Here is a 12,431-nt window from a genome sequence, read left to right on the forward strand (position 1 = left end):
AATGTGTGCTGACCGATCGCGCCGCTTGCGGTGCCCCGCCTTGTCGGGATAATGCGCCAGCATCAATGGCCCAGATATCATGTCGATTTCCCAAGAGGATCAACCCTCGTCGGCGGGCGCGCTTGATGCCCGTCTGGCCGGTTATCGGTTCGAACGCGATGCGCTCGGCCGTTCCGTCGCGCGCGTCTTCCGGCTGGAAGCTCTCGGATTGCCGACGCTTTATCTGAAAGTCGAAGAGGCCGGTCCCTTCGGCGAGCTCGCTGACGAAGCAGACAGGCTTCATTGGCTCAAGGCTTCCGGTCTGCCATGTCCCGATATCATCGCGGAGGACAGCGATGGTGTGCACAATCGGCTGCTGATCAGCGCGCTCCCAGGGAGTGATCTCGCCAGCGCATCGGTGCTGACGCCGCTTGCGCGGGTCGAGCTGTTGGCTGCGGCGCTCCTCGAACTGCATCGCCTGCCGATCGCATCCTGCCCCTTCGATCATCGGCTGGAGGCACGTATGGCGGCGGCGAAAGCACGGATGCAGGCCGGCATAGTCGACGAGACCGATTTCGACGAGACGCGGCTTGGAAAGAGTGCCGAAGCTCTGTTTGCCGAACTCCAAAGCGGGAGGCCGGACCGCGAGGATCTCGTCGTTACCCATGGTGATGCCTGCCTGCCGAATTTCATCGCTTTGGAAGACGGGTTCTCCGGCTATATCGACTGCAGTCGTCTCGGCGTCGCCGACCGCTATCAGGATATCGCGCTCGCCTGCAGCAGCATCGCCTATAATTTCGGAGAGGCGCTGGTGCAGCCCTTCCTTGATCGCTACGGCATGCCGGCCACGGATCTGGCGAGACTCGATTATTATCAGCTGCTCGACGAATTCTTCTAGGCAAGCATCTTAGCCGCAATGATTGCGTCATCTCACGGCGGCTGGCAGAGTGGCCAGGATCGGACCTGCGGGCAGAGAATGGCGAAAAACCAGTTCAGGATGTTGCGCTCGGCGATATCAGGCGTCGAAGCGGTGGAGGCGGAAACGCATCATAGCTTCGCTCGGCATACGCATGAGCAGTTCGGCATCGGCCTGATTTCCGCCGGGGCGCAGTCGTCGCTCAGCGGCCGCGGCATGGTGGAGGCTGAGGCCGGCGACATCATCACGGTCAATCCGAACGAGGTGCATGACGGCGCGCCGATCGGCGAGGGCCGATCCTGGCGCATCCTCTATTTCGATCCCGGCATCGTCACCGGCCTATCGCGAGAGATCAGCGAAGGCGGGGCAGGGCGACTGGAAATCCCGCATCCCGTTATCCGCAATGCGGCGATCGCCGCCCGCTTCGAAACGCTATTTGGTGCAGTGACCGGCGGCAGGGCGGCGGACGAGTTGCTGCATGAAGAACTAAGTCTGCAATTCGTCGCCGACCTCATGCGTGAGCGCTGCGGTACCGAAGAGCGGCCGCTGGTGCCGGCGTCGATCCGCGCGGCCCGAGACCTGATCGACGACGATCCGCTTGCCGCCGTCTCGCTTGCCGATCTCTCCAGGGAAAGCGGGCTCAGCCGCTTCCAGGTGCTGCGCGGTTTTGCCAAGGCGACCGGCTTGACGCCGCATGCCTATCTCGTCCAGGCCCGCATCCATATCGCTCGCCGGCTGATCGCTCAGGGCATGCCGCTGGCGGAAGCGGCCTTTGCCAGCGGCTTTGCCGACCAGAGCCACATGACGCGGGTCTTCGTGCGCAAATACGGTCTGTCGCCGCGCCTCTATGCCGGCGCCTTTCTCTGAGCGGTGCCGGCATATCGCGCTTCGTCACCGGCACGGAGATGCTTGCTGAGGCACGAGTTCAAAACCCAAGGATGACACGCATCCCCGTCGCACAGCCCCTTTATACAGCAACGGCAACGTACAAGGATGAGGGCTGATCGTGGGTGCCGCGGGCTGCCACCTCTCTCCAGCCTCATCCTTGAGGAGCCCCGAAGGGCCTCGAAGGACGGGCTGGCCGCCGCGCTTTAGTTCTTTGTTTTATGCCTGCAATTTCGTTCAAGACCCTGATCCATCCCTGCTGTTTTCTCGGCGCAACCAACAGGGAGACGCTGAATGTCGAAGCAGGTTCAAGGTTATGTCTATCTGGCGCTGGCGATGCTAACGGTCGGAAGCACTGTTATCGCAAGCAAGCTGATCGCGTCGGGTCTGCCGCCATTCAGCGCCACCGCGTTGCGCTTTGCCATCGCCTTTCCCCTCTTTCTCCTGCCGATGTGGGCGACCGGCGCGCGGCTGCCGAGGTTTTCCCGACATGACCGGCTCATCCTCATCATCCAGGCCGGGGCCGGCAGCGTCGGTTATACGACGCTGCTGATCTCCGGCCTCAGCTTGACCTCGGCGGCCGATGCCGGCGTCATCATCGGCACGCTGCCGGTGGTTTCGGCCGCAATCTCCATCCTGCTGCTTCGCGAACGGCCGCAGCGTGCCCTGCTTCTTGCGGTAGCGCTTGCGACATCAGGCGTGCTGTCGATCGCCTTCACGCCGGATGCGGCAGGCGGATCATTGGCCGGCAATGCGTTGATCTTCTGCGCCGTCGTCTGCGAGGGGTTGTTCATCCTGCTCAACAAAAGATTGAAAACGGAGATTGCGCCGCTTGCGCAGTCGACGCTGATGGCCGGCATCGGTTTTATCGTCGCCGCCATCCCCGCCATGTTCGAAGTGCCTTTCGCACATGGTATTTCCGCAAGCGCTGTCGCCGCCGTCGTCTATTATGCGCTGGTGCCCACCGTCGGCGGATTTCTGCTGTGGTATGCGGGGGCAGAAAGGGTGAGCGGCACGGAGGCGGCGCTCTTTACCGCGTTGGCTCCGGTTTCCGCCGTCATGCTTGCGTTCGTCATCCTTGGCGAGCCGGTCGGGCTTAACCAGATCGCCGGCATTGCCTGCGTGCTTGCGGCCGTGCTCGGGCTTGCCTTTGCCGGGAGCCGTACAGTGAAACTTGCCGGGGGGAGATAGATCATGCAGTTCAGCCATTCCGATGCCATATGGCAGGCTTTTCCCGAGCTTCGCGCCGGTGCGCTGCATGCGGGAGGGATCCATGCGGAAGCCGATGTCGAGGCGGCGATCGCAGACTTCAACGCAATCGCCGAGGCCCGGCTGGCCAAAGCGCAGGAAGGCGAATTTCCCGAGATCCAGGCTTGGCGGCGCGGCTTTTCCCGCATGGGGCTGAAGCCGACGCAATATCGCTGCGCTTCCGAGGCGCTGCTGCGTCGCTTCCGCCAGGAACATGCACTGCCGCGCCTGCATCCGCTCATCGATCTCTGCAATGCGATTTCGCTCGCCTTTGCCATTCCGATCGCGGTCTTCGACACTGAAAAGATCGCTGGCGATCTCGAAGTCCGGCGCGCCAGAGGTGACGAGACCTATCTGACCTTCGCCGGCGAGAGCGAACATCCGGAGGCGAACGAAGTGATCTTTGCAGACGGTGATGACAGGGCGCATGCGCGGCGCTGGACGAACCGGCAGAGCGGGCTTTCGGCGGTGCGGGAGACCACGCGCTCGGTGCTGATCGTCGCCGAGGCTCTGCACGCCTCCGCCGGCGACGACATCGCCAGGCTGATCGAAACAGTTGCAGATGCGCTTGCACGGCACTGGCCGGCGGCGCCGAAAACGGCGATGCTAAGTCCGGTATCGCCGCGTTTCGAGTTCTAGTGGCGCAGCATTTCAGGGAAAGCTGCATTCGAGCCCTTGGGCCGGCCGCATGCCGCCCTATCTCTATGCGATCGATAGCTTCTGGAGACGAACCCGATGTCAGATAAGTCGATCAAGATTCCGGGGCCGGATCATCCGATCACCGTCGAGCACAATCCCTCCCGTGTCGTCGTCACGCTCGGCGGCAAGACGATTGCCGATACCCGCAATGCGCTGACGCTGCGCGAGGCCTCCTATCCGCCGGTGCAGTATATTCCGCGCAGGGATGTGGACATGTCGCTGCTTCAACGCACCGACCACAGCAGCCATTGCCCCTATAAGGGCGACGCCTCCTATTACAGCATCATTCCGGGCGGCGAGCGCTCGAAGAATGCCGTCTGGACCTACGAGGCGCCGAATGCCGCGGTCAGCAGCATCAAGGACCATCTCGCCTTCTATCCCGACCGTGTCGATGGCATCGAGGAGATGGCGTCTCCGGAAGCCGGCGCCTTCTGACGATACGCATGACACGGAAACCCGTTTCGGCGGAACTTGTGTGCTGCCAGCTCGTTAGGCTCATTTAGCGGGGGTGCGTCGTGCCGAAATTCTACTTTCAACTTTTCGATCGTGATGGCGCCGGGACGACCGAGACGGCCTATGATTTTGAATCCATCGAAGCCGCGAAAGCGGAGGCACGGCGCGTGTTGGCTGAGATGGCCGCCGAAGGCCTGCCTGCTGCACCTCTGAACATGATGTCGGTGGAACTCTTCGATGAAAGCCGTACGCCGCTTGCGGAAATACGACTGATTCTCGAAGAAATTCCGAAGTAGCCGTGATCGGTTTACTGGGCTGTGATCCCCCTCGATCCAGACCAAAGCATTCGGAAACTATGTCAAATTTAATTGCCCGCGGTGAAGGCGGGACTTAGCGTCGCGCTAATCGACCGAGTCGGATTGGTGCGTATGTGTAATCGGCGGCAACCTTTGAACGGCCGCCGCTATCGTAAGACGTCGAGCCATTCATTGCTGAAGACGAGACTGGCAACCGTGACCGGCTCGCCGCTTTCGTCGCGAACGGTGACGGCGATGGTCATGCGATCACCTGCGGGCAGTTCGTCACGGGCCACATCCAGCAGGATGCGGGTCACTTCTTTCGGAATGTCTTCGCGAGATTTGAGCTCGGTGCCGTGCTCGTCGCGCGTGGGACCTTCGCCGTTGTGTAGATCGAAATAGTAGCGAGCCATGTTTCTTCCTGCGCGTCACAGGGAGAAATCACAGAGAAGACAATTGTTCCGAGGTTAGGCATTGATTCTTAAAGAAAATACAGGTCGCATCGAAATGATCGGGAGACTTTTCCTATATCGGCAGACAAGCCCGTGATCGAGCCGCTGCTGCTGAACCTTGGAAGTCGCGATGTGTTGTCGGCCGAGGAGGAAAGTCATCTCAGAGCGATCATCGTCAAGGAGAGGCACTTCCTTGCCGGAGAGGATCTCGTCTCCGAAGGAAGCCGTCCGACCTACAGCACGCTGCTGCTCGATGGTTTTGCGGCCCGCTACAGGGTGATGGCCGATGGCAGTCGTCAGATCACCGCGCTGCACGTCGCTGGCGATTTTGTCGATCTGCACGCTTTCCCAATCAAGAAGATGGATCATGGCGTCGTTGCGATGTCGTCCTGTCGCGTCGCTTTCGCCGATCACGCCGACCTCAGGGCGATCACCGAACGCATGCCGCATCTGACCCGGCTGCTCTGGCTCGACACGCTAGTCGATGGCGCCATCCACCGCGAGTGGATCGTCGCCATGGGCCGGCGCTCCAAGCGCGCCCATATCGCCCATCTCGTCTGCGAGCTCTTCGTGCGGCTGCAGGTGGTGAAGCGGACGCGCGGCCCAAGCTTCCAGTTTCCTTTGACGCAGATCGAGATGGCCGACGTGCTCGGCGTCTCCGTCGTCCACCTGAACAAGACATTGCAGGCCCTAAGGCGCGAGGGCGTGTTCACCTGGGAGAATCGGACGATTACCATCGTCGACTGGGAACGCCTGCAGGAGATCGCCGAATTCGATCCCGGCTATCTCAGCATCTCCAGGGAGCCGCGCTAAACGTCAACGGCTCTTGCACATAAAGAGGGTTTGCAACATGCTGCCGGTCTATAGTAGTTGACGGGCATCATCCACATCATGAATAGTCTTCAAGCGGTCGATCTCAACCTCCTCGTCGCCTTCGACGCGATCATGGCGGAGCGCAGCGTCACCCGGGCTGGCGCCCGCATCGGCCGCACCCAGCCGGCGATGAGTGCAGCACTTGCCAGGTTACGGCAGCTTTTTCAGGATGAGCTCTTCGTGCGCAGCCCGAGCGGATTGGAGCCGACACCGCGGGCGCTCGATCTGGCCGAGCCGATCGGAAAATCTCTGCGGCATGCGCAAGAGGCGCTGGCTTTCAGTGGCGTCTTCGATCCGCGGTCGTCATCGGCTTCGTTCCGGCTCGGTCTTTCCGAACATCCAGCCTTCGTGCTTCTGCCGAAGCTGCTGGCGGCGATCAGGCAGGCCGCGCCAAAAATCAGCGTCGACGTCAAGGGTTTCGTTGCCCGGGAAAGGGCGGTGGAGATGCTCGACGCCGGCGAGGTGGATGCGGCGGTCGGCGTACCGGTCTCCTCGTCGCCACGCATCCTTTCCCGGCTGCTTTTCGAGGAGAGCTTCGTTTCGATCGTCCGCGCCGATCATCCCGCGGCAAGGGGTCTTGATCTCGAAACCTTCGTCGCTCTCGACCACCTGCTCGTATCACCGGAAGGCGATCGTTATGGCCATGTCGACCGGAAGCTTTCGGAATTCGGTCTGCGCCGCAGGCTCGGCCTGACGTTGCCGCAAATGTATGCGGCGCCGGCGATCGTCGCCGAGACCGATCTCGTCGCCACGCTGATGCGCGGCGTCGTCGAGGTCTCGGACAGCCGCGCCCGGCTGTCGATCCACAAGCCGCCGATCGAACTGCTGCCGGTCTCCTTTGCGCTGTCATGGCATCGCCGCAACGATTCCCATGTCGGGCAGCAGTGGTTCCGCGAACTGATCCGCTCCGTCGCGGCCGCGAAGCAGGATCAATCCGAGGAATTGCGCTGATCCCTCTTTTGGGATCAGCCGCCTCGTTTAGAGCATGATGCCGAAAAGTGTGAGCGGTTTTCGGACGACATCATGCTCTAACTCTTTCATTGAGAACAGATTCAGATTTTAGGCCGAACAGGCCTAAAACCATCCTGTTCTAGGGTCTCACCAAGGTCTTGCCTCGGGCGCCGCCCTTCGAAAGAGACCGCAAAGCCTCGACCGTGTCCGCAAGGGCGAACTCCTGGCCGATGACGCTTTGGAGACGACGATCTGCGGCAAGTTCTGCCACTGCGGCCAGGCGACCGGCATCGCTCTCATGAAAGAGAAACTGCGCATCGATGCCGCGCGCCTTCGGCCCTTCGGTGTCGAACGGTGCCGAAAGGCCGATAAGCTTGCCGCCGGGGCGGATGATGCCGAGCGAGCGCTCCAGCGTTTCGCCGCCGACCGCGTCGATCACCAGGTCGACGGCCCGAGCGAAGGCAGTAAAATCCTGGTTGCGATAGTCGATCACTTCGTCAGCGCCAAGCGAGCGGACGAGGTCAAGATTGGAGGCAGAGGCTGTCGCCGTCACATACGCGCCGGCAAGCCTTGCGAGCTGAACCGCGAAACTGCCAACGCCGCCAGCGCTGGCATGGATGAGCACCGATTGGCTGGGCTGGACCGCTGCTGCCTCGAACAGCGCCTGCCAGGCGGTGGCCGCTGCCGTCGGCAGGCCGGCAAAGTTTAAAAGCGGCAGATCGCGCGGAATTGGAACAACCAGTCGGGCGGGCACGGCCGCCAGTTCGGCGAAGGCGCCGCCGCTCGTTGGGTCTGTGCGCGCGATCACTCTTACACCTGGCCTGACGGTGGCGACGAGCGGACCTGTTGCCACCACCGTTCCAGCGAGATCGGTTCCGAGCGTATAGGGGAAGGCGAGGGGGAAGAAGTCCTTCAGATATCCGGCAAGCAGCTTGTTATCCATTGGATTGAGGGCGGCTGCCTCGACGCGGATGAGCACCTCGTCGAGGCCGGGTACCGGCTCCGGCACATCCTCGATCCGGATATCATCGATTACACCGTGGGCATAGATACGGGCGGCCTTCATCACGCGCTCTCCGGATGCAGGGACACCGCCTTCGGCGGCCAAGCGCCGAGTTGGTGCAGCATGCCGAACCAGTCCTCGAGGTGCCAGGTATGGGAGATCCTGTCGCCTTCGAAGCGGTGGAATTCATGGAGCGCGATCTCGATCCGGCGGTTCGTGGCCGGAATGCCGAAGAGCGCGCCGCGCTGGGTGCCGACAATACGGGCGCGAACGCCGGCGCGATCGTTGAAACCGATCACTTCGTCGACAACGATCTCCACATCCGGCAGGGATTCGATGAAGCCGAGAATGATCGGCTTCAGCCCAGCTGGGCCGGGACCCTGGCCGGGGGCGAGCGGAATATCCTGCCAGCCCGATGTGACGGCTTCGTCGAGAAGATCGGGGTTCTTGCGGGTGAATGCGCCGTAGAAGGTTTCAAGCGTTGCATGCTGACCTGCAGTCAGTGCGCTTGCGGTTGTATCAAAGGTCATCGAGAGCCTCTTTGTTTATGACAAGAGGAGATTAGGGCATGCGGCTGTCATATCGGAAATCGATATCCGATATAAGCGATCATTGATAATTGATATGCTGACGAGGTGAGACCAGTACAAACCGGCGGCGGCTGCGCCTTGCGATTGACAAATCGCCCATTCGGGCAGAACACCGCTCCGACCTCTTAAAAACTCCTTATAAAGGCTGGCGCGACCGTAGCCGGCCGGTGACATCGCAATGGATATATCCCAAGGACCGGGGAGCGTTCTTCGCCACCCCGGCTATCTGAATTTCGCTGCCTCCCGCGTTTTTTCCTCGCTCTCCTTCCAGTCCATTGGCATCGCCATGGGATGGATGATCTACGACCAGACGCACAGCGCCTTTGCGCTCGGCCTCGTCGGCCTCTGCCAGTTCCTGCCGATGGTGGTGCTGACCTTCGTCGTCGGCCATGTCGCCGACCGGTTGGACCGGCGGCGCATCGGGCTTGTCTGCCAATTGATCGAGGCGGTGACGGCGCTGGTGCTGGCGATCGCTACCTGGCAGCAATGGCTGACGCCGGCCGGCATCCTCGCCGCCGTCACGGTGCTCGGCGCCGTCGTTGCCTTCGAGCGCCCGACCATGGCGGCGCTGTTGCCGAACATCGTGCCGGCCTCAATGCTGCAGAAGGCGGTTGCAACCTCGACCTCGATGATGCAGACGGCGCTGATCATCGGCCCCTCGCTCGGCGGCCTGCTTTACGGCCTCCATCCCGTCGCGCCCTTTGCAATTGCCGCGCTGCTTTTTGCCGTTGCGAGTTTCAACGTCATCTCCATCCGGATGCAATGGAGCCCTGCTAGGCGCGAGCCGGTGACGCTCGCTTCGGTCTTTGCCGGCGTCTCCTTCATCCGCAGCCGGCCGGTGATGCTCGGCACGATTTCGCTCGATCTCTTCGCGGTGCTGCTGGGCGGCGCGACCGCGCTGCTGCCAATGTTGGCCCGCGATATCCTGCAAACCGGCCCCTGGGGGCTCGGCCTTTTGCGCGCCGCGCCGGCGATCGGCGCGCTCGTGATGTCGATCGTGCTTGCGCGCCGGCCGCTCGAAAGCAATGTCGGGCGCAAGATGCTTGCCGCCGTCGCCGTGTTCGGCGTCGCCACCATCGTCTTCTCGCTTTCGACCAATATTGCACTTTCCGTCGTCGCGTTGTTCGTCGTCGGCGCGTCCGACACGGTAAGCGTCGTCGTGCGCAGCTCGCTGGTGCAGCTGCTGACGCCAGACGAAATGCGCGGCCGCGTCAGTGCCGTCAACTCGCTGTTCATCGGCACCTCCAACCAGCTCGGCGAATTCGAATCCGGCATGATGGCGGCAGCCCTCGGGCCGGTCGCCACCGGCGTTGTCGGCGGGCTCGGCACGATCGTCGTCGTGCTCCTGTGGATACGGCTCTTCCCGGATCTCACCAAGGTCAAGACGTTGCAGGGCTAGCCAGATCGTTCTTCGACGTGCGGCTCGTTTAGCTTGTTGAATGCCCCGCTTGGCCCCATTAGGTTCGGCGCGAAACATCATTCGGCGGAGCCGCGCGTGACGAGACATTTTCTATCTCTTGTGCTGGTGGCAGTTTTCGCCTCGGTGCCGGCCGTGGCGCTGGCCGAGTGGCAGGCGACCGAAGAGGTGCGGCCCTATTCGATATCAGGCAAGTCGGGTGTGGAGCTCTATGAATCGATCGGCGCGCGCGGGCCCGAAGCCGGTGCGGGCCGGGCAATCGCGCATACGACGTTCAAGCTGACCTGGACCAGGAAATACGAACCGCAGGGCAATGCTTGCGTTATCGTCACCAACCGGCCGAAGCTCGTCATCACCTATACTTTACCGAAGCCCGCGGACGAACTGCCGGCGGCCGTCAAGAGCAGCTGGGAGGCCTTCATATCGGGTGTGCAGGCGCATGAGCGGGTGCATGGCGAGACCATCAAGGAGATGGTCAATGAGATCGAGACGATGAGCGTCGGCCTCACCGTTGCCGACGATCCCTACTGCAAGAAGATCAGGATCGAGCTGACCCGCCGGCTCGGTGAGATCTCCCAGAGACAACGTCAGCGTGGCCGTGACTTCGACAAGATCGAAATGGGTGATGGCGGCAATATCCAGCAGCTCATCCTCAAGCTGGTGAATGGGCCCTGAACCCCAGGAAGCTGATAAGGGCGCGGTTAACCGCTCGGCAGCGGACTGGACCCGCTTGGCAAGTCTCCTATCTCTTCCGTGATAACCGGGCGCAGACACGCAAAGGAGGAGCGAAATGTCCTATGTCGATGGTTTCGTCGTGGCGGTTCCGAAGGCGAATATCGAGGCCTACAAGGAATTCTCGACCTTCGCTGGCTCGATCTGGAAGGAATATGGCGCGCTCGAATATGTCGAATGTATCGGCGACGACGTGCCCTATGGCGAGCTGACCTCCTTTCCCCGGGCCGTGCAGGCGAAGGAGGATGAGGTGGTGGTGTTTTCCTGGATCGTCTACGGCTCGCGCCGGGAGCGCGACGATATCAATGCCAAGGTGATGGCCGATCCGAGGCTCAAGGGCGACCAGTGGCAGATGCCGTTCGACGGCAAGCGGATGATCTATGGCGGCTTCGAGACGCTTCTCAAGCTCTGATGCCCCAGGCAGCCCTGCCTTGGGCTGGGTCGTGCATAGGGCCGAGGGGCCAGACGACATGCCGGCGCATATCAAGGCGGCGCTGACCCAGGTCTCGACGGGCATTCCCGTTGCGGAAGGGCGGCTGATGCTCGGCACATGGCAGGGCCTTTATCTTTTCGAACATCGCGACCGCCCGCACCGGCGCGAAATTGTCCTGCATCTCAGCCCGTGAGAGAGTTAATCCTTGTGAATGAAAACTGAATGGGTGGTTCGAACACCGTTCAGTTTGCAGCGTCTACTGTCGAGACAATCCCTGAAGGGAGAGCCTATCAAACCGACGGAGACACTCCATGACGCATTTCCTCGCCAAGGCCTCGCTGGCCGCATTGCTCGCCCTCTGCTCCATGCCGGCCACGGTTTCGACAGCGGCGGCCGCCGGGCCCCAGACGAACTTCGTCGTCGAGGCGCAATATCATCGTCCGATCCGCGGCTGCTCGCCGATCCATGCGGTGAACAAGGCGCGTGATTTCGGTCTGCGCAGAGCCCATATCACCCGCATGTCGCCCCGGGTCGTTGTCGTAGCCGGGCGCGACCGGCGCGGCTGGGACAGGATCATCTTCGCGAATGTCCGCGGCTGCCCGCTGATCCGGCGCTGAGGACAACGGCCGGAGGCGCCGCTGCGGCGCTTCCGGTCCGTTTCTGCCTTGACGCTGACACTTTCAGCCGTCTCTTCTCTGACCTGTACGAGTGATTCCCAAATGACGCCTCGGCGTAATGCGGACGGGCTTGACCGCCCGACTTTCAAACGAAAAGGTTTTTGATGATGCAGTTTCTGGCAAAGGCGGGTCTTGCCGTCATGCTGACAGCCGGCACCCTGGCCGGCACGGTGGCCCCGGCCGCCGCCCAGTTGAATATCATTATCGGCGAGCCGGACCGTGGTCCGCCGCAGGATTACCGCCGTCCGCCGCCGGGTTTTGATCGTCCACCTCCGGGCTACGGCCGCCCGTCGCGCGGCTGCAATCCGCAGCTCGCCGAAAACCTCGCCCGGGATTACGGCTTTCGCCGTGCACGCGTCGTCGACATCACGCCACGCCGGGTGATCGTCCAGGGTTGGACGCGTCGCGGCCCCGATGAGATGAGCTTCGCCAATGTCCGCGGCTGCCCGGCCCTGCGCCGCTGATATCAAAGTAGAATGCCGCCTCGTCTCCCCGATGCGGCGGCCACAACCGCCTTTGCCAGTCTCCCCGGATCGGCAAGGGCGGTTTTCTTTTTGTGAAAGTCCTTTTTACAGCGCCGCGCGTCTGGAAAGACGCGCGGCGTTCAGTTTTATGACAACCTCGCTCTTTCCCCGGCGTCATCCTCGGCCCTGTCCACGCCCGTCTGGTTCGCGCCAAGGGCTGCCCCTCACCCTAACCCTCATATGCGCTAGGTTTAGCGCTGGACATAAGGAATCTGGTTGTGATTCAAGCTTTGGATGAAGATTCGTCCTGAGATTTTGGATCATTGGCCGGAAGTGCGCGCGCGGCTTCCGGCGGGTTTTGAC

16 protein-coding genes and 1 pseudogene are annotated in these 12,431 nt (G+C 61.9%); 14 read left to right on the forward strand and 3 right to left on the reverse strand.

The annotated features are described in order from the left end of the window. Positions 1 to 79: 79 nt before the first annotated feature. From ACIPSK_RS13430 to ACIPSK_RS13455, 6 genes are all read left to right on the forward strand, one after another. Complete coding sequence (locus tag ACIPSK_RS13430; RefSeq protein WP_162119560.1) at positions 80 to 877, forward strand: APH(3') family aminoglycoside O-phosphotransferase; 798 nt, start codon at positions 80 to 82, stop codon at positions 875 to 877. Between the two features lie 78 nt (positions 878 to 955). Continuing rightward, positions 956 to 1,762 (forward strand): AraC family transcriptional regulator, encoded by an 807-nt coding sequence (locus tag ACIPSK_RS13435; protein WP_162119559.1) that lies wholly within the window; start codon positions 956 to 958, stop codon positions 1,760 to 1,762. Between the two features lie 312 nt (positions 1,763 to 2,074). Further along, the gene (locus tag ACIPSK_RS13440) at positions 2,075 to 2,971 is read left to right on the forward strand and encodes a DMT family transporter (protein WP_162119558.1); all 897 of its coding nucleotides are present in this window, start codon (positions 2,075 to 2,077) and stop codon (positions 2,969 to 2,971) included. A gap of 3 nt (positions 2,972 to 2,974) precedes the next feature. Further along, positions 2,975 to 3,667: a B3/B4 domain-containing protein gene (locus ACIPSK_RS13445; protein WP_162119557.1), complete on the forward strand. Its 693-nt coding sequence runs from the start codon at positions 2,975 to 2,977 to the stop codon at positions 3,665 to 3,667. Between the two features lie 96 nt (positions 3,668 to 3,763). Then, positions 3,764 to 4,162 carry a DUF427 domain-containing protein gene (locus ACIPSK_RS13450; RefSeq protein ID WP_162119556.1) on the forward strand — a complete coding sequence of 133 codons (399 nt, stop codon included), beginning with the start codon at positions 3,764 to 3,766 and terminating at the stop codon, positions 4,160 to 4,162. 80 nt (positions 4,163 to 4,242) lie between these two features. Further along, positions 4,243 to 4,476, forward strand: a complete 234-nt coding sequence (locus ACIPSK_RS13455) for a DUF6894 family protein (RefSeq protein ID WP_162119555.1) — start codon at positions 4,243 to 4,245, stop codon at positions 4,474 to 4,476. Positions 4,477 to 4,643: 167 nt separating this feature from the next. On the opposite strand, the gene ACIPSK_RS13460 is transcribed toward ACIPSK_RS13455, so the two are convergent. Beyond that, the gene (locus ACIPSK_RS13460; protein WP_162119554.1) at positions 4,644 to 4,889 is read right to left on the reverse strand and encodes a DUF6894 family protein; all 246 of its coding nucleotides are present in this window, start codon (positions 4,887 to 4,889) and stop codon (positions 4,644 to 4,646) included. A gap of 132 nt (positions 4,890 to 5,021) precedes the next feature. Here ACIPSK_RS13460 and ACIPSK_RS13465 point away from each other — a divergent pair, with 132 nt between their 5' ends. Together ACIPSK_RS13465 and ACIPSK_RS13470 are read left to right on the forward strand one after the other, a co-directional pair. After that, a complete protein-coding gene (locus ACIPSK_RS13465) occupies positions 5,022 to 5,741 on the forward strand; it encodes a Crp/Fnr family transcriptional regulator (RefSeq protein WP_162119553.1) in 720 nt (239 codons plus the stop codon). A gap of 78 nt (positions 5,742 to 5,819) precedes the next feature. Then, entirely contained in the window at positions 5,820 to 6,752 is a 933-nt protein-coding gene (locus ACIPSK_RS13470) for a LysR family transcriptional regulator (RefSeq protein ID WP_162119552.1), read from the forward strand. Positions 6,753 to 6,891: 139 nt separating this feature from the next. Here the strand turns inward: ACIPSK_RS13470 and ACIPSK_RS13475 are convergent, their stop codons facing one another. Both ACIPSK_RS13475 and ACIPSK_RS13480 read right to left on the reverse strand, forming a co-directional pair. Then, entirely contained in the window at positions 6,892 to 7,818 is a 927-nt protein-coding gene (locus tag ACIPSK_RS13475) for an NADP-dependent oxidoreductase (protein WP_162119551.1), read from the reverse strand. Next, positions 7,818 to 8,285: an ester cyclase gene (locus ACIPSK_RS13480; RefSeq protein ID WP_162119550.1), complete on the reverse strand. Its 468-nt coding sequence runs from the start codon at positions 8,283 to 8,285 to the stop codon at positions 7,818 to 7,820. The genes ACIPSK_RS13475 and ACIPSK_RS13480 overlap by 1 nt, the downstream gene beginning before the upstream one ends. 238 nt (positions 8,286 to 8,523) lie before the next feature. Between ACIPSK_RS13480 and ACIPSK_RS13485 the strand changes: the two genes are divergently transcribed. The 6 genes and pseudogenes from ACIPSK_RS13485 to ACIPSK_RS13510 all read left to right on the forward strand — a co-directional run bounded on the left by ACIPSK_RS13485 (position 8,524) and on the right by ACIPSK_RS13510 (position 12,068). Continuing rightward, a complete protein-coding gene (locus ACIPSK_RS13485; protein WP_162119549.1) occupies positions 8,524 to 9,744 on the forward strand; it encodes an MFS transporter in 1,221 nt (406 codons plus the stop codon). A gap of 96 nt (positions 9,745 to 9,840) precedes the next feature. Further along, positions 9,841 to 10,437 carry a DUF922 domain-containing protein gene (locus ACIPSK_RS13490; protein WP_162119548.1) on the forward strand — a complete coding sequence of 199 codons (597 nt, stop codon included), beginning with the start codon at positions 9,841 to 9,843 and terminating at the stop codon, positions 10,435 to 10,437. A 115-nt stretch (positions 10,438 to 10,552) separates the two neighbouring features. After that, positions 10,553 to 10,906, forward strand: coding sequence for a DUF1428 domain-containing protein (locus ACIPSK_RS13495; RefSeq protein WP_162119547.1), 354 nt, complete (start codon positions 10,553 to 10,555; stop codon positions 10,904 to 10,906). 13 nt (positions 10,907 to 10,919) lie between these two features. Continuing rightward, positions 10,920 to 11,120, forward strand: a pseudogene (locus tag ACIPSK_RS13500) (YjbQ family protein); the annotation flags it as partial. 118 nt (positions 11,121 to 11,238) lie between these two features. Next, a complete protein-coding gene (locus tag ACIPSK_RS13505) occupies positions 11,239 to 11,544 on the forward strand; it encodes a hypothetical protein (protein ID WP_162119546.1) in 306 nt (101 codons plus the stop codon). A gap of 164 nt (positions 11,545 to 11,708) precedes the next feature. Beyond that, positions 11,709 to 12,068 carry a hypothetical protein gene (locus ACIPSK_RS13510; protein WP_017965188.1) on the forward strand — a complete coding sequence of 120 codons (360 nt, stop codon included), beginning with the start codon at positions 11,709 to 11,711 and terminating at the stop codon, positions 12,066 to 12,068. Positions 12,069 to 12,431 lie beyond the last annotated feature (363 nt).

This window comes from Rhizobium sp. LARHSG275 (genome assembly GCF_052871115.1).